Annotated in this window: 20 protein-coding genes; 1 reads left to right on the forward strand and 19 read right to left on the reverse strand. The window is 58.0% G+C overall.

Going from position 1 to position 20475, the window contains the following annotated elements; translation table 11 throughout:
- Positions 1–43: 43 nt before the first annotated feature.
- From recG to GOW31_RS04700, 4 genes are all read right to left on the reverse strand, one after another.
- Positions 44–2134 (reverse strand): ATP-dependent DNA helicase RecG, encoded by a 2091-nt coding sequence (gene recG, locus GOW31_RS04685; RefSeq protein WP_171168224.1) that lies wholly within the window; start codon positions 2132–2134, stop codon positions 44–46.
- A complete protein-coding gene (ligA, locus tag GOW31_RS04690; RefSeq protein WP_171168226.1) occupies positions 2131–4383 on the reverse strand; it encodes an NAD-dependent DNA ligase LigA in 2253 nt (750 codons plus the stop codon). Before ligA ends, recG begins: the two co-directional genes overlap by 4 nt.
- A gap of 123 nt (positions 4384–4506) precedes the next feature.
- Entirely contained in the window at positions 4507–5223 is a 717-nt protein-coding gene (gene ctrA, locus GOW31_RS04695) for a response regulator transcription factor CtrA (RefSeq protein WP_152457936.1), read from the reverse strand.
- Between the two features lie 86 nt (positions 5224–5309).
- Complete coding sequence (locus GOW31_RS04700; RefSeq protein WP_171168228.1) at positions 5310–5603, reverse strand: DUF1153 domain-containing protein; 294 nt, start codon at positions 5601–5603, stop codon at positions 5310–5312.
- Positions 5604–5731: 128 nt separating this feature from the next.
- Here GOW31_RS04700 and mnmA point away from each other — a divergent pair, with 128 nt between their 5' ends.
- On the forward strand, positions 5732–6877 hold the full coding sequence (mnmA, locus tag GOW31_RS04705; RefSeq protein WP_170344352.1) for a tRNA 2-thiouridine(34) synthase MnmA: 1146 nt from the start codon (positions 5732–5734) through the stop codon (positions 6875–6877).
- Here mnmA and GOW31_RS04710 read toward each other — a convergent pair.
- The 15 genes from GOW31_RS04710 to acuI form a co-directional block, all read right to left on the reverse strand.
- A complete protein-coding gene (locus GOW31_RS04710; protein WP_171168230.1) occupies positions 6874–7419 on the reverse strand; it encodes a carboxymuconolactone decarboxylase family protein in 546 nt (181 codons plus the stop codon). The genes mnmA and GOW31_RS04710 overlap by 4 nt on opposite strands.
- Positions 7420–7520: 101 nt before the next feature.
- Positions 7521–8096 (reverse strand): hypothetical protein, encoded by a 576-nt coding sequence (locus GOW31_RS04715; protein WP_171168233.1) that lies wholly within the window; start codon positions 8094–8096, stop codon positions 7521–7523.
- Positions 8089–9255, reverse strand: coding sequence for a lipid-A-disaccharide synthase (gene lpxB, locus GOW31_RS04720; RefSeq protein WP_171168235.1), 1167 nt, complete (start codon positions 9253–9255; stop codon positions 8089–8091). Before lpxB ends, GOW31_RS04715 begins: the two co-directional genes overlap by 8 nt.
- Positions 9255–10049, reverse strand: a complete 795-nt coding sequence (locus tag GOW31_RS04725) for an LpxI family protein (protein WP_171168237.1) — start codon at positions 10047–10049, stop codon at positions 9255–9257. Before GOW31_RS04725 ends, lpxB begins: the two co-directional genes overlap by 1 nt.
- Positions 10050–10053: 4 nt before the next feature.
- Positions 10054–10839 (reverse strand): acyl-ACP--UDP-N-acetylglucosamine O-acyltransferase, encoded by a 786-nt coding sequence (gene lpxA, locus GOW31_RS04730; RefSeq protein WP_171168239.1) that lies wholly within the window; start codon positions 10837–10839, stop codon positions 10054–10056.
- A complete protein-coding gene (gene fabZ / locus GOW31_RS04735; protein WP_152457928.1) occupies positions 10836–11309 on the reverse strand; it encodes a 3-hydroxyacyl-ACP dehydratase FabZ in 474 nt (157 codons plus the stop codon). The genes lpxA and fabZ overlap by 4 nt, the downstream gene beginning before the upstream one ends.
- 73 nt (positions 11310–11382) lie before the next feature.
- Positions 11383–11961: an OmpH family outer membrane protein gene (locus GOW31_RS04740; protein WP_152457927.1), complete on the reverse strand. Its 579-nt coding sequence runs from the start codon at positions 11959–11961 to the stop codon at positions 11383–11385.
- A 6-nt stretch (positions 11962–11967) separates the two neighbouring features.
- The gene (gene bamA, locus GOW31_RS04745; RefSeq protein WP_371813705.1) at positions 11968–14220 is read right to left on the reverse strand and encodes an outer membrane protein assembly factor BamA; all 2253 of its coding nucleotides are present in this window, start codon (positions 14218–14220) and stop codon (positions 11968–11970) included.
- A gap of 235 nt (positions 14221–14455) precedes the next feature.
- Positions 14456–14584, reverse strand: coding sequence for a hypothetical protein (locus GOW31_RS22170; RefSeq protein ID WP_256367495.1), 129 nt, complete (start codon positions 14582–14584; stop codon positions 14456–14458).
- A gap of 78 nt (positions 14585–14662) precedes the next feature.
- The gene (gene rseP / locus GOW31_RS04750) at positions 14663–16015 is read right to left on the reverse strand and encodes an RIP metalloprotease RseP (protein WP_171168242.1); all 1353 of its coding nucleotides are present in this window, start codon (positions 16013–16015) and stop codon (positions 14663–14665) included.
- 4 nt (positions 16016–16019) lie between these two features.
- Positions 16020–17192: a 1-deoxy-D-xylulose-5-phosphate reductoisomerase gene (gene dxr, locus GOW31_RS04755; RefSeq protein WP_171168244.1), complete on the reverse strand. Its 1173-nt coding sequence runs from the start codon at positions 17190–17192 to the stop codon at positions 16020–16022.
- On the reverse strand, positions 17192–17974 hold the full coding sequence (locus tag GOW31_RS04760; RefSeq protein ID WP_152457923.1) for a phosphatidate cytidylyltransferase: 783 nt from the start codon (positions 17972–17974) through the stop codon (positions 17192–17194). Before GOW31_RS04760 ends, dxr begins: the two co-directional genes overlap by 1 nt.
- The gene (locus GOW31_RS04765) at positions 17971–18702 is read right to left on the reverse strand and encodes an isoprenyl transferase (RefSeq protein ID WP_171116012.1); all 732 of its coding nucleotides are present in this window, start codon (positions 18700–18702) and stop codon (positions 17971–17973) included. The genes GOW31_RS04760 and GOW31_RS04765 overlap by 4 nt, the downstream gene beginning before the upstream one ends.
- A gap of 9 nt (positions 18703–18711) precedes the next feature.
- Positions 18712–19275, reverse strand: a complete 564-nt coding sequence (gene frr, locus GOW31_RS04770) for a ribosome recycling factor (RefSeq protein ID WP_171116013.1) — start codon at positions 19273–19275, stop codon at positions 18712–18714.
- A gap of 181 nt (positions 19276–19456) precedes the next feature.
- Positions 19457–20452, reverse strand: coding sequence for an acryloyl-CoA reductase (acuI, locus tag GOW31_RS04775; RefSeq protein ID WP_171168247.1), 996 nt, complete (start codon positions 20450–20452; stop codon positions 19457–19459).
- Positions 20453–20475: the final 23 nt, after the last annotated feature.

Genomic DNA, 20475 nt, shown 5'->3' on the forward strand with positions numbered 1-20475 from the left:
AGAACTTTTTGAGAACATTTGTGAACTTTCTGGATCTTTTTGCCTAACCCACTGAAATCAAACGGATCGCCTGATCCTGCTTCATCAGCCACAAAAGCACGCGTGCCGCGCGCCCCCGGTCCGAGGTCAGCTTGGGATCCGCATTCAGCAATGCCCGGGCATCGGATTGGGCCACGGCCATCAAGCCGGCCTGACGCTCGAGGTCCGCAATGCGGAACTTTGGCAGACCGGACTGCGCAGTTCCGATCAGATCCCCGGCACCGCGCATCTCCAGATCGGTTTCAGAAATACGGAATCCGTCTTCGGTTTCACGCAGAACCTCCAGCCTTTTGCGCCCCCCCTCGCTGAGCGGCGGTTGATACATCAACAAACACGTCGATTCCGCATCACCCCGGCCCACGCGGCCGCGCAATTGATGCAGTTGGGCCAGACCAAAGATTTCGGCCCGTTCGATGACCATGATCGTGGCATTGGGCACATTGACCCCCACTTCAATGACGGTCGTGGCCACAAGAACTTTGGTGTCCCCGTTCTGGAATGCGGACATTGCCGCGTCTTTTTCCGACGGCGGCATTTGCCCGTGAACCAGCCCGACCACACCTTCGCCCAATATGGCACGCAAGCGTTTGAACCGTTCTTCAGCAGCCGTCAGGTCTGAAACCTCGGATTCATCGACCAAGGGGCAGACCCAATAGCATTGCCGCCCCTCATCAATCGCCCGACGCAGATGCGACACGACCTCGTCCATGCGCTGCGTACTGACAATCGCTGTCTTGATCGGTTTGCGCCCCGGCGGCTTTTCGTCCAGCACCGAGACATCCATATCGCCATATTGCGCCAACGCCAGACTGCGTGGAATCGGGGTGGCGGTCATCACCAATACATCCGCGCCCTGCCCTTTTTCCGACAACTCCATCCTCTGGCGCACGCCAAACCGGTGCTGTTCATCAACTATGGCCAAGCGCAGCGCTTTGAATTCAACATCACTCTGAAACACGGCATGGGTGCCGACCAGAATTTGGATATTGCCATTTTTCAAAGCCTCAAGCTTGGCGCGCCGCTCTGCGCCCTTGTCACGCCCAGTGAGCAGCTCCAGCACCACTCCGGCCTCTTCCGCCAGCGGTCGCAACCCTTCTAGGTGCTGGCGGGCGAGTATCTCGGTCGGGGCCATCATCACGCCCTGCCCTTTGGCCTCGACTGCAATCAGAAGGGCCATGAAGGCCACCAATGTCTTGCCGGCCCCCACATCACCCTGCAACAATCGGTTCATGCGGGAATCCGATGCCATATCGGCGGCGATTTCCTCGATCGCGCGGCTTTGTGCGCTGGTCGGACGATAAGGAAGGCTGGCCAACACCCTGGATTGCAACTCGCCTGTCCCTACGCTGACGACACCACGGGACTTCCGCTCTCGCTGACGCGCCAGAGCCAGCGTCATCTGATGGGCGAACAGCTCGTCATAGGCCAGACGCTGACGCGCGGGCGCAAATGGTGAGACATCATCAGCCCCCTGAGGATTGTGACCGGCACGAATTGCCGAGATCCAATCCGGCCAGTTTTGCTGTGCCATCTGCGCCGGGTCGATCCATTCCGCCAGCTTTGGCGCCCGCGCCAATGCGCTGCGGGTGGCCTTGAAGGCCGTCTTTTGAGTCAGCCCCTGTGTCAGATGATATACCGGTTCGAATTCCGGAATTTCACTGGCTTGCTCGACCGGCAACATATGATCCGGATGCACCATCTGAGCCATGCCGTCGAACAGCTCCAGCTTGCCCGAGATCACACGGCGCGCGCCCTGAGGCAGTACTTTCTTCAGATACTCCCCGCGCGCGTGAAAGAAAACCAGCTGGAAATCGGCCTGGCTGTCTTCGACATGCACGCGGTATGCGCCCCCCTTGTTGCGCGGCGGCCTGTGTGGGCCGACCGTCACTTCGACGGTCAACGTGGCGGGCAGATCGACGCCCTGAATCGTCTCTCGCCGACGTCGGTCGACGACGGCATAGGGCAAGCCGAACAGAACGTCGCGTGGGCTCTCAACGCCGGCCTGTTGCAGGACCTGCGCGGTCTTGGGGCCGACGCCCTCGAGTGTTTCAAGCCCCGCAAACAGCGGGAACAGCTGTTCCGGCCTCCCGCTCATGCGCCTTCGATCAGCTGCAACCAGCCATCCTCATCCAGGGTTTCGATACCCAGCTCTGCCGCTTTCCTGGCTTTCGAACCCGCACCGGGCCCGGCGACCAGAATGTCGGTTTTCTTGCTGACGGAACCAGAAACCTTCGCACCCAACGCCTCGGCCCGTGCCTTTGCCTCGGCGCGGGTCATCTTTTCCAAAGTACCGGTGAACACAACCGTCTTGCCAGCCACCGGGCTGTCTGAGGCGGGCGCATCAGGAGCGAAGATTGTCAGTTCCTTGCGCAACGTATCGAACGCGCGCCTCTCTTCCACGTTCGAAAATGCATCGGACAGGGACAGACCCAGCGTTGCGCCGATCCCGTCTATTCCAATCAACTCAGCCCAGGCGGCATTGGCATCCGGCGGAACACGCGCCGCGGTTATGGCCGCATCCCGCACTTCCTTGACACGTGCCCGACGACCTTCTGCCAGCGCGGCTGCCCGTTCGGCATCCTCGGCCTCATCCGCTTGCCGCTGAGCCAAAGCCGCAGGGCGGGCGGCGTCCAGGGCCTGCGTCATGGCCTCCCAATCGCGGTAAAACAGCGCCAGATCGCGCGCTCCGACCTCGCCGACATGTCGAATGCCCAAAGCGAACAACAGGCGCGCAAACGGAATGGTCCGCTTTTCGTCGATCGCGGCAAACAGGTTTCTGGCCGAGGTTTCTCCCCACCCATCCCGGTTTTTCAGCCGTGCCAGATTGGCCCTGTCACGCTGCTCCAGTGTAAAGATATCCGCCGGAGTCTTTATCGGAAGGATCGGATCATCATAGAACATCTCGATCTGTTTTGCACCAAGGCCTTCTATGTCAAACGCCTTGCGCGAGACGAAATGTTTCAGTTTTTCAACGGCCTGCGCAGGGCAAATCAAGCCACCGGTGCAGCGGCGGACCGCATCACCTTCTTCACGGATCGCCTCGCTTTGACATTCCGGACAGCGCGTCGGAAAGATAAACGGCTGCGAACCGGCCGGGCGCTTGGACAGATCAACATCTGACAGTTTCGGAATCACATCCCCGGCGCGGTATACCTGAACCCAATCGCCGACACGAATATCCTTGCCATCGCGGATCGTGCCGCCCTTGGCATCGCGCCCCGCGATATAGTCTTCGTTGTGCAATGTGGCGTTGGACACAACAACGCCGCCCACCGTCAGCGGATGCAACCGTGCAACCGGGCTAAGCGCGCCTGTACGACCGACCTGAATGTCGATCGCCTCCAGCCTCGTCCAGGCCAGTTCGGCCGGGAACTTGTGAGCAATCGCCCATCGCGGCGTAGTTGAGCGGAACCCCAAACGCGCCTGAAGCGACAGATCATTCACCTTGTAGACGACCCCGTCGATGTCATAGCCCAAGGTGGAACGTTGCGCTTCGATATCCCGGTAATGCTCCAGCATCTCTTGCGTCGTTTTGCACAGGCGGGTCAGGGGATTCGTCGAAAATCCAAGTGATTTCAACCGCTCGATCGCCCCTATCTGCGAGTCGGACAATGGCTCTGAAACCTCTCCCCAGGCGTAAGCAAAGAAACGCAACGGGCGCGAGCGCGTGATTTCCGGATCCAGTTGTCGCAAAGACCCCGCCGCCGCGTTTCTTGGATTGGCAAAGGGTTTTCCGCCGCGCTCTGCCTGCCGCGCGTTCAACGCCTCGAAATCCGCGTGAGACATGTAAACCTCACCCCTGACTTCCAGAACCTCTGGCGCGTTTTTCAGGTGCTGCGGGATATCGGATACCGTGCGGGCATTGGCCGTTACGTTTTCACCGACTTCACCATCTCCGCGCGTGGCAGCCTGAACAAGCTGTCCGTTTTCATACCGCAATGACAACGACAGGCCATCAATCTTGGGTTCGGCGGTGTAGGCCAAACTTTCACCCGCCCCAAGACCCAGGTATTTCCGGATCGACCTGTCGAAATCAGCCACGTCGTCATCATCGAAAGCGTTGCCCAGCGACATCATGCGCACGGCGTGCGTGACTTTCGAAAAACCATCAGCAGGCTTTGCACCCACTTGATCCGTCGGGCTGTCGGGACGCTTGAGATGAGGGAAGCGCGCTTCTATCTCGGCATTGCGCCGTTTGAGAGCGTCATAGTCGGCATCCGACATGTCAGGCGCATCAGCCGTGTGATACAGCGTGTTTGCTTTCGACAATATTTCGGCCAGACGTGCAAGCTCGGCACGCGCCTCATCTTCCGTCAGCTCGGATATGGAAATTAAGTTGCTCATGGCCTCGCCCTGTCACGCGTACTTGGACCTCAGTGATAGGGCGAGGCCATGGCCAGGTCCAGACGTGCTGAGCCGTGAGTGCAATGTGCCGCCCTGGACCACCGGCGGCACAGGTGGTTCAAATCAAAGCCCGACCGCCATCCGTGTTTCGTCCAGCGTGTTGCTTTGCGGATCTCGCAGCACATAGCCACGGCCCCAGACGGTTTCGATATAGTTCTCTCCGCCGGTCGCATTGCTGAGCTTTTTGCGCAGTTTGCAGATGAACACATCAATGATTTTCAGTTCAGGTTCATCCATGCCGCCATACAGGTGGTTCAGAAACATTTCCTTGGTCAAAGTCGTCCCCTTGCGCAGGCTGAGCAGCTCGAGCATCTGGTATTCCTTGCCGGTCAAATGAACCGTCTTGCCATCCACTTCCACGGTTTTTGCATCAAGGTTCACCGCAATTCGCCCTGTATGAATGATCGATTGCGAATGCCCTTTGGAACGGCGGATGATGGCATGGATGCGTGCCACCAGTTCTTCGCGATGGAAGGGCTTGGTCAGATAATCATCCGCGCCAAAGCCGAATCCCTTGATCTTGCTTTCGGTATCATCAGCACCGGACAAAATCAGAATCGGCGTTTCCACCCTGGCGATCCGCAACTGGCGCAGAACCTCGTGCCCGTTCATGTCCGGCAGGTTCAAATCAAGCAAGATCAGGTCGTAATCATAGAGTTTCGCCAGATCGATTCCTTCTTCGCCAAGATCCGTCGCATAGACGTTCAGGTTCGCATGCGTCAGCATCAGTTCGATGCTTTTGGACGTGGTCGGATCATCCTCGACAAGAAGTATGCGCATTTTTCACTGCTCCAATTCGGGTCAATAATTCCAATTAAATTTAAACCTGACCAAGAATGGTTAATCTGACGTTACCGTTGAATTATTTATTCACGCTCTCCTTTAGGTTGTCGATACTTTTTTAGCGCCGTCGCCTTCAACGCCTCGGCGCCGTGTTCCGCGACCAAAGAAACCCAACCGTTGAATTCTTCGTCGCTCAGGCCGTATTTCTTTTTTGCGTCAGACAGGCTGATCAGCCCGTAAAGCACGCCGCGCACGACAAGAATTTTGCGTGACGCCACCCATCGCCTTGTGTTCGCCGGCGGTAAATCCGCATGCGTCAAAATGGATCCATCCGGCAGAGCAACAGACCTTGGCCCTTCAACTTTGTGCAAATACATCGCTTTACCCTTCTTGCTGCACCAAAGCTGACCTCAGCCTACTTAAAGTCGTGTGAAACCGCCCCTTGAGAGTGTGTAGAATTTTCTTATATTCTGCCGGTCTTTCTTAACCCGGACTGGAATCTGCAATGGCCCTCGATACCGAGACCCCGCTGAACTCGCTTGGCTTTGCCAAACCGCCCTCGGAAACGCGGGTCGTTGTGGCGATGTCGGGGGGCGTCGACAGTTCCGTTGTCGCGGCCTATCTGGCCGATCAGGGCTATGATGTGGTCGGTGTGACGTTGCAGCTTTATGACCACGGCGCGGCGTTGGCCAAGAAAGGTGCCTGTTGCGCTGGAATCGATATTCATGATGCGCGCCGCGTGGCGGAAGAGCGTGGATTTCCACATTACGTTCTGGATTACGAGAACATCTTCAAGGATGCCGTGATCGACGAGTTCGCCGACAGCTATCTGGCAGGCGCGACGCCGGTTCCCTGCATCCGCTGCAACGAGCGCGTGAAATTCAAGGACCTTCTGGAAACCGCCAAGGATCTTGAGGCAGACTGCATGGCTACCGGCCACTACATTCAGCGCAAGATGGGCGCCAACGGTCCGGAACTGCACAGCGCCGAAGACGCCAATCGCGATCAGTCCTATTTCCTGTTCTCGACCACGCCCGAGCAACTGAACTTCCTGCGTTTCCCGCTGGGCCACCTGCCGTCAAAAGATGCAACCCGTGAGATGGCGGCGCAGTATGGGCTGTCCGTGGCGGACAAGCCCGACAGTCAGGATATCTGCTTCGTACCTGACGGCAACTATGCCAGCGTCATCGAAAAACTGCGCCCCGGAGCTGCGGAACCCGGCGAGATCGTTCACGCCGATGGCCGCGTTCTGGCGCAGCACAACGGTGTAATCCACTATACGATCGGGCAGCGTCGCGGTCTTGGCATCGGCGGCCTCAGCGAGCCGCTTTACGTCGTCAAACTGGACGTCGACAAAAAGCAGGTCGTTGTCGGCCCGAAAGAGATGCTGGCAACGCGTGTCGTTCCGGTGCGCGAGATCAACTGGCTGGGCGATGAACCCTTCACGTCACGCGATGAATGGCACCTGTCCGTCAAGGTCCGCTCGACCCGCCCGCCGCGCGAGGCGATCATTCGGCCGCTGTCGGACACCACGGCCGAGGTCGAACTGCTGACCCCCGAGGAAGGTATCTCGCCAGGGCAGGCCTGTGTGTTTTACGCGAACGAGGGCAGCCGCGTGTTCGGCGGCGGCTGGATCTGGCGCGGGTATTAAGCTGAAACCGGTTTGACCTCGGGTTCGATCTGAATCTGCAATGCATCGTTGAACCGATTGAACGCACCGCACAAGGCGATGCGCCAGGTCAGTTCGACGATCTGAGCATCCGTGAACCATTCCCTCAGCTCCGCCACTTCGGCATCCCGCATGCGGCCCGACCGGATCGTCACGGCTTTGGCATAGCGAACGACCGCCTTGTCACAGGCATCCAGTTCCGGATGATCTGCGACGTCTGGCAGACGCGCCGCCCCTTCGGGGCTCAGCCCCGCCACGGTCAGCAGCGGTGTGTGATGCGAGACGCAATAATCGCAGGAATTCAATTTCGAAACCGTCACCATGGCCAGTTCCAACGCACGGCGCGGCAGGTTCTCCTGCTCTCGCAAGGTTGTCAGCATTCCCGTGACATGGTTCAGAACCGGAGGGCAATACGCCGCAACGCGGGCCCAGTTGTCAAACGGACCATACGCGCCCAATGCTGCGTGGGATGCGCGCGCGTCGGCGGTCATGTCCTGATCCGACAAAGGGGGAATGCGGGTCATGTCGAAAGCTCCTTTTTCTGGATCACGATACCTTGGACCTGCATCACTGCAACAGACCTTTGCAGGTCACATATGCGAGACGAAGCGCTCTCTTTGCCGGGTCACAGCATGTCGGTGGGAGAGTTGAAGAGAATATAGAGCCCGACGCAGACCATGATATATGGCGCAATCCGATCCAGCCGGGCAACGCGCGGGCCAAGGCTTTTGGCGTGGGGGGCCCCCCATGCCGCAACAACAACCAGCAAGGCGGCCGCGCTGGCGGCACCGATCAACGCCACGACCCGATAGGACGGCGCCGAATCCGCAAGCAGAGGGGTCATTACCGCAAAACTGTCTATCGAGAGGCTCAGGAAAAGCGTCACCACCGAAGTCACGGCCCCTTTTGACACAGCACCTTCGTTGTCCGCCTCGCGAAACTGATGCCAGATTCCGCGCAAGCCAAACACCAATGGGACAAGGCCAAGGTAGCCGATCCAAAACGGAAGGCCGCTCTGGTTCAGGCCCACGGCCACGGTCATGGCCAGGGAAAGTACGATCGTCTGAGCGACCGCAAAGCCCACGATCGCACGGCGCTGTTCCATCACCAGAATCAAGCCCAACAAGACAGCCAAATTGTCCAGATTGGTAGAGATCATCGCGATCCCCGCAGAGACTGCAAACAGCGCGTGATCAAGCATTGCGTGGCTGCATTCTGTTCAAAACCGCCCGCGCCGCGCGCAAGCCGGGTGCTTCGCCCCCTCGCCCCAACCTGTCCATTGTCAGGTTCATGGCGTGCTGTTGCGCGTCGGGTGCGTCGGCTACCTTTCGCAAGGCTTCGGCGATCTTTTCAGGCTGACAATCATCCAGCAGGCATTCCGGCACGGCGCGCGTGTCCGAGACCAGATTGACCAGTGTAACGGTGTCCAGCTTGACCATCCGTTCCGCCATTTTCTGCGTCAGCCAGTTGAGTTTGTACGCAATGACCATCGGTGTATTCTGCGCCGCAAGTTCCAGCGAGACCGTTCCCGAAGCAGCAAGCGCAAGATCTGCGGCGCCAAAGGCTGCTCGTTTGTCGGCCGTGGCTTGCTCTGCCCCCACCTGGCGGGGGTCCAGCACCACGGGAGTGCCTGGCCATTCTGGCACCAGGTCGTTTATCAGATCGGTTGTCGCACCTACGGTCGGGATCACCACGCGGTAATTCGGGTGGTCATCGACAAACAACCGCAACGCACCGCCGAAAGACTCTGCCAGACGTTCGATCTCACCCCGCCGAGACCCGGGCAAGGCCAGCAAGATCGGCGCATTGCCCAGATCAAAGCGGTGGCGGAAGGCGGCGATCTCGTCAGGTGTTGCAATCGGTTCGCCAACCACTGGATGGCCGACAAAGTCGCATTCCATCCCTGCCCGCTCCATATACGGAGGTTCAAAAGGAAGAAGCGCCAGCACATGGTCGATGACCTTTGCCATCTTGCCTGCACGCCCGGGGCGCCAGGCCCAGACACTGGGCGCGACATAATGCACGGTTCGGATTTTGCTGTTGGCTTTGACCATCTTGGCGACGCGCAAGCTGAAATCAGGGCTGTCTATGGTGATCAATACATCCGGTTTCGTGTCCAGCACCGCCTGTGCTGTCTCGGAAATCCGCCGTTTCAGGTGGAAAAACTTCGGCAGAACTTCAACAAGCCCCATGACCGAAAGCTCGGACATGGGAAACCGGCTGCTCAGGCCCTGCGCTTGCATCAACGGGCCACCGACCCCGTCGAATTCAACATCAGGCACCAGGGTTTTCAACCCCTCCATCAGCGCGCCGCCCAACCGGTCGCCCGAAGGTTCACCGGCGACCAGAAAGACACGCATCAGACCGCCCGCTCGCGAATATAGAGAAACAGACCCAGACGGTTGCATTCAGCGATGACACGCTCTTTTTCCAGAACCAGTACACCGCCTTTTTCCAAAACGATCCCGGACAAACCTGCCGCAACCGTGTCCGCAACAGTTTCCGGCCCGATGGCGGGCAAATCGGCGCGCCGATCCTGATCGGGTTTGGGACCTTTGAACAGAATGCCGCCGCCAGCGTCGGGGCGTTGGGTCAGGGAGTGCAGCATCCACGCGGTGCCGAACACCCCCTCGATGGCCAGCGCCTGCCCTTTTGACACGGCACAGGCCTGCCCGGTATCCGCCGCCCCCATTGCCCGAAGAATCCCGGCGGCGCGGTCAGCGTCGGCCATGTCGGCGTCCGAGGGCTGGGCCTCGGTCAGACATCCCACAGGCGGCAACAAACCGGGCGCGATCTCATGCGCGGCCCTGAGGGTGAGGCCGGCCCCTTCAAGAATTCCGATCACGGCGCGCAAAGCTCCGTCATCCCCGGACAGGATGGCCTTTTGGATGATCGGAACCAATGGCAGCGTCGCGGCGTCAATGCGCGAGGGGTCGATTGGCGGGCGCCGAACAGCGCCAGCCAGACAGATATCGGTCACGCCCTGCGCCTTCAGGTCAGCAATGAAACTGCCCAGCTGTTCCAGAGGAAATACGACATCCGCGCTCAGGGTGTCCGGCAGAAACCCCTCCATCGCGCAGATCAAAGGGCGTTCTGCCAACTGCGCAACAACTTCGGTCGGCAGTGCCCCGGTTCCCGCAATCAACGCAAGCATGACCCTATTTCCTCGGGGTCAGGAAGGATCGGTCACTGTGGCCGGTGACGAAATCCACGATCTGCTGCACATAGTCGCTTTCGTTGCCTTCACCGATCCGGCTGGCGCGATCCATAAAGGTGCCTTCGCCGTCGGACAATTCCTTGAAGGCCGCGCGCAGCGCCGAGATATCTTCACGCGATACACCCTTGCGCTTGAGACCGACGAGGTTTAGGCCATCCAGCTCACCCCTCGACGCCTGTACCAGACCGTAAGGAATAACATCTTTCGGCACCATGGTCAGCGCGCCAATAATGGCCCCGCGTCCAACGCGCACCCATTGATGCAACCCCGAAATGCCACCGACGATCACGTCGTCTTCGACGATGCAATGCCCCGCCGCGCCGGCATGGTTCACCATGATCACACGGTTGCCGATCTGAACGTCATGGGCCACGTGAACACCCGCCATCAACAGGCAGTCGTCACCGATCCGCGTGACCCCTCCGCCACCTTCCGTACCAGTATTGATTGTCACATGCTCGCGAATGCGGTTGCGTTTGCCAATCTCAAGCCGAGTGTTTTCACCGCTGAATTTCAGATCCTGAGGGATCTCACCAATCACCGAGAAATTGAACACGACGGTATCGTCGCCGATCGAGGTGTCGCCCGTCACGACCACATGCGATTTCAACTCGACCCGATCGCCCAGTTTCACCTGTGGGCCCACGTGGCAGAAGGGACCGATGATACAATCCTGTCCAATCTGCGCACCATCTTCAATAATTGCGCTGGGATGGACTCCGTTCATGTTGTTTTTTCCATATCCCAGTCGACATAGGCCGAGAATTCCGCCTCGGCGGCGACTTCGCCTTCGACAGTTGCACGGCCGCTGAATTTGAACAGCTTTCCGCCTTTTTTCCCACGTACGGTTTCCACATGCATTTCCAGCACATCACCGGGCACAACCTTGCGGCGGAATTTGCACTTGTCGATGCTCATGAAGTAAATCAACAGTTCGGTGTCGATGACGTCCATTCCCACACCCAGCATCACACCGGCGGTCTGCGCCATTGCCTCGACAATCGTGACACCCGGCATGATCGGCGTACCGGGGAAATGCCCCTGAAAATGCGGTTCGTTCATGGTGACATTCTTGATTCCACGCGCCGACTGATAGCCCGAGATATCTACCACCTTGTCGACCAGCAAAAACGGATAGCGGTGCGGCAGGATCCTCTGGATCAGCTGAATGTCTGCGCTTTTGGTTTCAGTGCTCATGATGCAGATATCCCGTTTTGGATGTTTCTTTTTTTGCGTGGTTAGCAATACAGCACTGCAAGGGCAAGCGAACCTATTCGCCCTGACCCTCTTGCAAATCGCTTCCGTCACCAATCGCGGCGTTTATTCGGATGATTGCGGCTTCGGTGATGTCGGACGTGCTGACGACGACATTGGATCGCTCGATCATCACGCTGGCCCCAATTTCGCGCAACAGATCGACAAGCACCGGGCGCACAATTTCGGAAAAGGTCTGCTGGGCTTCTTCGCTGCGACGGGCCAGAACATCCAGCTTTGCCCTTTGCCCCTCGCGATGGGACTGAACCTTGAGATCAAACGCCTCGGCCAGGGGGCGGAACTCGTCGGCCGACATGGTGGCGCGCTGCTCGGTGAGTTCCTTTTCTTCGCGGCTCAGTTCCGCGACAATCCGTTGGTTTTCTTCGGCCAGTAAGGCGCTTTCCTTTTCAATTTCGCGAAAAACGCGCTGTCCAAAGGCGGACTTGGCAAACAGCTCTTCACTGGACAGGGTGACAACACTGGCTTGTGGCACACCAAGCTGCTGTGCATTTGCCAAAGGCGCCGAGACCATCGTCACAAATGCACACAGGGCCCAAAGCGGGCCCCGTGTTCTGCCAAGCAATCTGTTCAGCATCGCGGATCAGAACCGGGCCTGGATCGTGAAGTCAAAGTTCTGCTCCTTGTCGAAAGATTCTTTCTTGAGAGGCTGCGAGAAGTTGAACTGCAACGGCCCGAATGGAGTTTCCCAGAGCACCGAAATCCCAATCACGTGCCGGATCGATCCGTTTGCACCGACAATAGTTGCACCTGCCGTATTGACGTTGTCGATGTTGTAGAGGTTGCCAACATCATAGAACAAGCCACCGCGCAGACCGAGTTCCTCGGGAAGACCCAGCGGGAAGTCGGTTTCGAAACGGGCAACCCAGTAGTAGTTGCCCCCGATCGCGTCATCCTGACCGTTGGACAGGTCACGCGGTCCGATACCCGCAGGTTCGAAACCCCGGAAAGTATTGGGGCCCAGCACAAACCGGTCAACGGTACGGCTGAAATCGTTTCCGCGCCAGTGCAGAGCGCCCAGTTCCATCGTTGCCCGAAGCACCACCTCTTCGTTCCAAACCCGGGTTTGCGCGATGCCACGTGCCGTGGTCTTGAAGAATTTGTTGTCCCCACCAAGTCCGGCGGCATCAACACCTACTTCAAACAGAACGCCAGTGTTGGGGTCCAGGCCGCCGAGACGGCTGTCATAAATGTAGGACAGTCCCAATGAACTGGACGTCCGTTTGCCCTGCGCAATTTCAGAAGAAATCACCGCACCGTTAACTTCATTGTCCTGCTGCGTCATCTCGCTGCGGTCCCAACCATAGCGAACCCGCAGAGCCGACAATTCACCAATCGCGTAGGTCAGTTGAGGTGCAAAGAAAAGACTGCTTGTGTCGTAGCTTGCAAACCCGGAATTGGTAGCCGACAGCCCCAGACCAAGGTCAAAGCGCAGCTTGCGGCCCAGCAGATAGGGCTCTGTAAAGCTGAGCGTGTATTGTTCCGAGTCCTGCGCGGTCGAGATCGACACACCGAGGTTCTGGCCACGACCCAGAAAGTTGGATTCGTTCAGACCGACCGCAATCCCGAAACCGTCCGTAACCGAGTAGCTGCCGCCAAGGCTCAGCGAGCCGGTAGGTTGTTCTTCAACGTCCACATCCAGAATGACCTGGCTGGGCGACGATCCTTCGCGCGGTTCGACTTCCGCGACAGCGAAGAAACCCAAGGCATTGATGCGCTCGGCGGCTTGACGGATTTCGCGGGGATTGAACGGGTCTCCTTCGACGGTGTCGAACTGACGGCGGATCACCCGGTCCAGGGTGGTTGTGTTACCTTCAATATCGATCCGCTCGACAAAGATCCGAGGACCTTTTGTCAGAACAAATTCGATATCCAAAGTCAGATCGCGGTCATTGCGTGTGACACGTGGTTCCACCCGAAGGAAATCCACGCCTTGTTTCAGACCCAGACGTTCCTGGCGTGTAATGGAGTTTTCAACCAGAGACGGTGTATAGGTTACGCCGGGCTTGATCTTCAGCGCGTCCTGATAAGGGGCCGGATCCACGCCCGGAATCTCACTGACGGTCGTGATCTTACCGAACGAGAATTTTTGGCCTTCGGTTACATTCATCACCAGGAAAAACGCATCCCGTTCACGGGTAAATTCGACGTTGGCGCTGTTCACGCGGAAGTCGACATAGCCTCGTGAAAGGTAGAAGTCCCGGATGACCTGCTTGTCGAACTCGATACGATCGCCGATGAACGTGTCGTTCCGGAAGAACGTCCGCAGAAACGTTGCCTGCTTGGTTTCCAGAACGCGGCGCAAACGACGGTCCGAAAAGGCACGGTTGCCAACAAAACTGACACGTTCCACTTCAATGGTCGTGCCTTCTGCCACTTCAAAAACCAGATCAACTCGGTTGTCGCTACGGCGGATAATCCGAGGGATTACGGTCGCGGCAACTCGGCCTTGGGCTGAATACACTTCAGCAATCATGTCAGCGTCAGACTCGGCCAACTGCGGGGTAAAGACGCGGCGCGGCTGAGATTCGATAACGTCCAACAACACGTCGTCTTTGACACGGGCGTTACCCTCGATGCTGATCTGATTGATCGTCGGATATTCCTGAACCGTGATGACCAGCGTAGACCCCCGCGGCGTCAGCTCAACTGTTTCAAATACACCACTGTCAAGCAAACGCTGATAGGCATCATTGAGCTGGCCAGCAGTTACGGTCTGGCCAGGTTCGATTCCCGTTCGGGCGATGATCGTACCGGTTTCAATCCGGCGATTGCCCTCAACGTCAAACGAATTGATCGTGAAATTTTGCGCCAGTGCTGCATGCGGAAAAGTCATTAAGCTTGCAGCAACAAAAAGGAAAAGAACCGCTAGCGCCTGCCACAAAATATTGTTTGTTGGCATTTGCTGCCCGCAGGATGTGCCCGCCCCTCGCCTGTCAGTCATTTTATGCTCTACCCAGAATTTAAGACTTTAATGCTGAGTAGCGGGATTGAATGAGCTTGTCAAAAGGCGAAATAGAAGCAGCCGCGAAGACTGCCATTCAAATTGACGACGTTAATTTCGGTAAGAATCACATGGCCGCCAGATAGGCGGCACCTGCCATAGCCAAAGCCGTAACCGCAAAGCTCAGCAGAACGTCCCAATTCAGCACGAACAGGAAGCTAAAGCTCTGATACGATTTTTTCAGCGTTTTGGTCATGGCTTTTCCCTCAGACGCAAAAATCATAACGTCAGAATGAGGCAATATTGCGGCCCAATCTTGCGCCGCGCGCCACAATCAGCAAAACAGATCGTTGCTCACTGAAAACAGCATGAGGGTGAGAATTAAGGTGATCCCTACCCCCATGAGCACCCGCAAGGCCCCGTCACTGGGTGGTTTCCCTGCAATGGCTTCATAAGCGTAGAACACGAGATGCCCGCCATCCAATGCCGGGATCGGAAACAGGTTCAGCAATCCGACCGCCGTCGACAGAACCGCGATGAAGAAAATGAAGTTCTGCGCCCCCTGGCTGGCCATTGCCCCCGAGGTTTCGGCAATTCCGATCGGCCCCGAGATGTTGCAGGTGCTGATTGCCCCTGTCACCATGTGCCAAATACCCGACAGCGACCCTTCGATAATGCGGCCCGTCTGTCTGACACCGCCGGTCAGTGAATCCAGAATACCAGCCGGTTCAGTTGCCGGCTCCAGCATCATGCCCCCGATGATCCCAATCCGCCAATGGGTGACGAATCCGCCATCCGGCTGAGGTTCATCCGTGCGTCGGGGGGCCAATGCGAATTCCAGCTCGGACCCTTCCCGCCAGACGTCCAACAGCAGAACCCGGCCATCGGACCCTTCGACAAAATCCTTCAGCTGCTCGAAGGCAAAGATCGGTTCCCCGTTCACCGCCGTGATGACATCGCCTTGTTTCAGTTGGATATCCATCGCCGCGCTGCGTGGGGCCACTTGGCGGATCAGGGGTGGAAACATCCATGGTGCTTGTACATCCAGCGTTTCACCGTCCCGGATCACCGTGTAATCCAGAACCGGTTCCACAGGCAGCGCCTCAATAAAGTCCTGCCAGGCGCCCTCTTCATCATAGTCAGGCGTCGGAACACCGGCGATGGCCGTGATCACATCACCTTCTCTCAGCTCCTGCACAGTGCCCGGCAAGGGTTGCAACGATCCGACTGTCAGCGGCTCTTTCGATACGCCTTGTGACCAGAAAATCAGGCCAAACACCAGAATGGACATGACGAAGTTGAAGACAGGTCCGGCCGCGACCGTTGCGGCCCGTGCCCACAAAGGGGCACCGTGCATGGTGCGGCGCAGCTCTTCCGGGCTTTGGGTAGCGATGCCTTCCATCGCCTTTTCATCCTTGCCCGATGCTGCATTGGCATCGCCCAGGAACTTCACATACCCCCCAAAAGGCAGCAACGCGATCTGCCATCTGGTCCCCCGTTTGTCGACACGGCTCCAGAGAACCGGGCCAAACCCGATCGAGAACACTTCGGCATGGATACCGGACCAACGCCCCACAATGTAGTGGCCGTATTCGTGCACCGCGACGATGACCGACAATGCGATGACAAACGCGACAATCGTCCAGAGAAGATTGCCAAATTGCGGGATTAGGGAAAGTACGTCCAAAATTCTATCCTGCTCGTTCCACCACAGCGTCATCGACCCACTGACGTGCCAGATGGTCTGTTTGCTGTACGTTATCAAGGGTCATCGGGGCATCAATAAGGCTGTCTGACGCGTCGAACCTGTCGAGAACCGCGGCGACGGCATCAGCCATATCCAGAAATCCGGTCCGGCGCGCGATGAAATGATCCAGCGCACGTTCCTTCGCGGCGTTGAAAACAGCACCCGCCAGACCGCCACGCGCCATCACGTCCCGTGCCAGTTTCAATGCGGGATAACGTGCCAGATCCGGCGCGTTGAAACGCAACTGACCCAGCTTGGCCAAATCAAGGCGCTGTATCGGCAATTCCCGTCTTTCGGGCCAATGCAGCGCGTAACCGATGGCGTGGCGCATATCGGGTGCCCCCATATGGGCCATCATCGCACCATCACGATAGCCAACCAGGGCGTGTACTATGGATTCCGGATGCACCAGCACTTCGATCTGATCCGGTTCGACACCGAAATATTCTTTTGTTTCGATGACTTCCAACGCTTTGTTGAACATCGATGCGCTGTCGATGGTGATACGCTGCCCCATATCCCAATTCGGATGGCTGGAGGCTTGTTCAACAGTCGCGTTCACCAGTTCTCTCAGGGGCCAATCTCGGAACGCCCCGCCGCTGGCGGTGATGATCACACGCTCGACTGTTTCGACGTCTTCACCGACCAAAGCCTGAAACACCGCCGAATGTTCGCTGTCGACCGGCAGCAATCGCGCGCCATGCTGTTTGGCCGTTTCCAGAACCAATGATCCTGCGCAGACCAATGTCTCTTTGTTTGCCAGTGCAAGGGTTGTGCCCTGTTTCAACGCCTCGATGCCCGGCGCCAACCCGGCCGAGCCGACAATGGCCGACATGATCCAATCCGCCGGACGTGCCGCAGCCTCGACGATGGCGCGCCGGCCCGCAGCCGCCTCGACGTCACTGCCGGCCAAAGCGGAACGCAGGTCATCAAGCCGGTCTTCATGAGCGGTGACGGCAATATCGGCACCGAGCCGACGCGCGTCATCCGCAAGCCTTTGAATGTTGGCACCACCGGTCAAGGCCACGACGTCATACTCGGACGGTGCGCGCGAAATCAGATCAATCGTGTTCTGCCCGATCGACCCGGTGGCTCCAAAAACAGATACCTTTCGCATTACATTTCACCCGGCGAATAGATCAGCCCCGCGATCAGAACGAACAGCGCGGCCCCCATCATGCCATCGAACCGATCCAGAAAGCCGCCATGGCCCGGTATCAGGTTCGAACTGTCTTTGACACCGAACTTGCGCTTGACCGCGCTTTCGACAATATCACCGGCCTGACTTGCCATTGAAGCCAAAACGGAAACAACGACAAAAGCGAATCCAAAGCCGGCCAGGCTTGCAAAAACCGCGCCGACACATGCCGCGGCGGCCCACCCGCCGGCGGTTCCCGACCACGTCTTCTTCGGGCTGACTTTGGGCCAGAATTTCGGGCCGCCGACCGCCTTGCCCACGAAATAGCCCGCGACATCCGTGGCGACCACGACAGCAATCAGCCAAACCATCCAGCCAAAACCGGAATTTTCGCGGATCGAAATGAAACCCAGCCCGGCCCCGACGATCCAGACCACGAACATCCCGAACAGAACCTTCGAACGACTGATCTGCCCCACTCCCACAAGCGCAGGCGCAAGCACGACCGGCAAAGTGTAAATCGGAGGCAGATGATAGCTGAGAACCACGGTGATGCTTGTCAGAATCCCCAATTGAACGGCCACGCCGCGGGCTTGCGGGTCGATCATCCGAACCAATTCCCACGTCATCAGACCACAGGCTGCGGCAATGAAGGTTTCGAACCACCACCCGCCAAGCCAGACTTCGATTGATCCGATCACGACCAGAACTGCAGCAGAAAGAACCCGTGTTGTCAGGTCAGACCATCGGCCGTCTCTCATGCCAGAACCGCTCCGAACCGCCGATCTCTGGTGCCGTAATTCTGGCACAGACGGGCCAGTTCAGCAGCAGTGAAGTCCGGCCAGAGGGTGTCGATGAATTCATATTCCGAGTAAGCCGATTGCCACAGAAGAAAGTTTGAAATCCGTGCTTCACCGCTGGTTCGAATAACAAGGTCGGGATCAGGAAGAACACGCGTATCCAGATACTTAGGAAGAGTTTCTTCATCCACCTCTTCGGGTTTCAGCCGCCCTTCAGCCACATCCCGTGCCAGACGCTTTGTGGCGCGAGCGACCTCGTCGCGCCCACCGTAATTCAGCGCGACGGTCAAATGAACCAGATCGTTGTTCTTGGTTTCTTCTTCCAGCGAGTCCATCAACTCGATCAACTTGGAATCCAGCCGGACCCGATCTCCGATGAACCGAACGCGGATGCCATTATCCGCAAGTGTCCGGGTTTCCTTGATGATATAGCGGCGGAACAGGTTCATCAGGCCGGCCACCTCGACCTGGGTCCGCTTCCAGTTTTCGGTCGAAAAAGCGAACACCGTCAGGTACTTGATCCCCAAACCAGGGCAGGCCTCGACAACCTCGCGCACGCGCCGCGCCCCTGCATGGTGGCCGAACAGCCGGGGACGGCCGCGTGCCTGCGCCCAACGACCATTGCCATCCATGATGATGGCCACATGGCGCGGGCCGGACTCCAGCTCGGTTTGCGGGTCTTTTGGCATCAGTTCGGCTCAGACCTGCATGATTTCGGCTTGCTTGGTTTCGAGCGCAGCATCTACGGCCTTGATCATCTCATCCGTCATGTCCTGAACTTCACTTTCCCAAAGCTTCTGGTCATCTTCCGACATGCCGTCCGCCTTGGCCTTCTTGATCTGATCCATGCCATCGCGACGCACGTTCCGGATCGCAATGCGCGCGTTTTCCGCGTAGTGACCGGCGACCTTGCTCAACTCGCGGCGACGTTCTTCGTTCAACTCGGGTATCGGCAGCATTATGATGGTGCCGTTCAATTGCGGATTGATCCCAAGGCCGCTTTCGCGGATGGCCTTTTCCACCTTACCCACCAGTGACTTGTCCCAGACGTTTACAGTGACCATTCGCGGTTCGGGCACGTTCACGGTGCCCACCTGGTTGATCGGTGTCATCGAACCGTAAGCGTCAACCATGACAGGTTCCAGCATCGAGGCCGAAGCACGCCCTGTTCGCAATGATGCAAATTCGGTTTTCAGATTGGCCATTGCGCCATCCATGCGGCGCTGCAGATCATCGGTGTCCAGTTCGAAGTCGTCAGACATTCTGCTCACTCCCCGTCTTCAGGTAATCTTTGGATGGGTCTTACGCCATCGCAATTGGGATGTATAGCAATCATGATCGGGAATTGTATCAATGGCCAGAGGTGTTGCGACCAATTTGGGCAAACATCTTTTCCGGAACCTGGCCGAGTTTCTTCGGCCAGGTTGAGTTCATGGGTCAGCCTCAGGCGTTCACGTCCACCACGACGCGCCCCTTGACCTGACCTTTCAGAATGTCGGCGCCCAGTTGCGGCAGATCGGACAGACCGGCCGGTTGAACCATCGCCTCAAGCTTGTCCATCGGCAGATCCGTGGCGATCCGTTTCCACGCGCGCACCCTGTTGTCATAGGGCTGCATCACGCTATCGATGCCCAAAAGGTTCACGCCGCGCAGCAGGAACGGAATCACCGTCGCTGGCAAAGAAGCGCCCCCTGCCAAACCAACCGCAGCAACTGAACATCCGTATTTCATCTGGCCCAGAACACGCGCCAGCATGGCGCCGCCCACAGCATCAACGCAGCCCGCCCATGTTTCGCTTTCCAGGGGACGTTTTGTAGTCTCGTTCAGGTCGTCGCGCGGCACGATGGTCGTCGCACCAAGTGATTTCAGATAGTCACCGGTTTCGGGCCGTCCGGTGACCGCGGCGACCTCATAGCCCAAGTTACCAAGAATGGCCGTGGCCACCGACCCTACACCGCCCGCGGCCCCGGTCACCAATACCGGTCCTCGATCCGGGGTCAGCCTATGATCCTCCAGCGCCATAACCGCCAGCATCGCAGTAAACCCGGCGGTGCCCACAGCCATTGCCTGACGCGTTGTCAGCCCATCGGGCAGCGGCACCAGCCAATCGGCCCGCGCGTTGGCTTTTTGCGAATAGCCGCCCCAGTGTGCCTCGCCAACGCGCCATCCGGTCAGAACAACCTTGTCACCGGGTTTGTAGCGGTCATCCGATGAGGCCTCGACCGTGCCGGCGTAGTCAATGCCCGGGACATGCGGATAGGCCCGCACCAGCCCGCCCCCTTTCGGAGACAGGCACAGGCCGTCCTTGTAGTTCACCGTGGAATACTCGACCGCAACCGTGACATCACCATGCGGCAGATCATCCACCGACAATTGTTTGATCGAGCCGGTGGCGAGTCCGCTCTCTTCATCCTTGTCCATCACAAGTGCATTGAACATTTGTCATTCCTTTCGTGTTCAGC

The sequence above is a fragment of the Ruegeria sp. HKCCA0370 genome (assembly GCF_013033705.1).
In the GTDB taxonomy this organism is placed as follows: Bacteria; Pseudomonadota; Alphaproteobacteria; order Rhodobacterales; family Rhodobacteraceae; genus Ruegeria.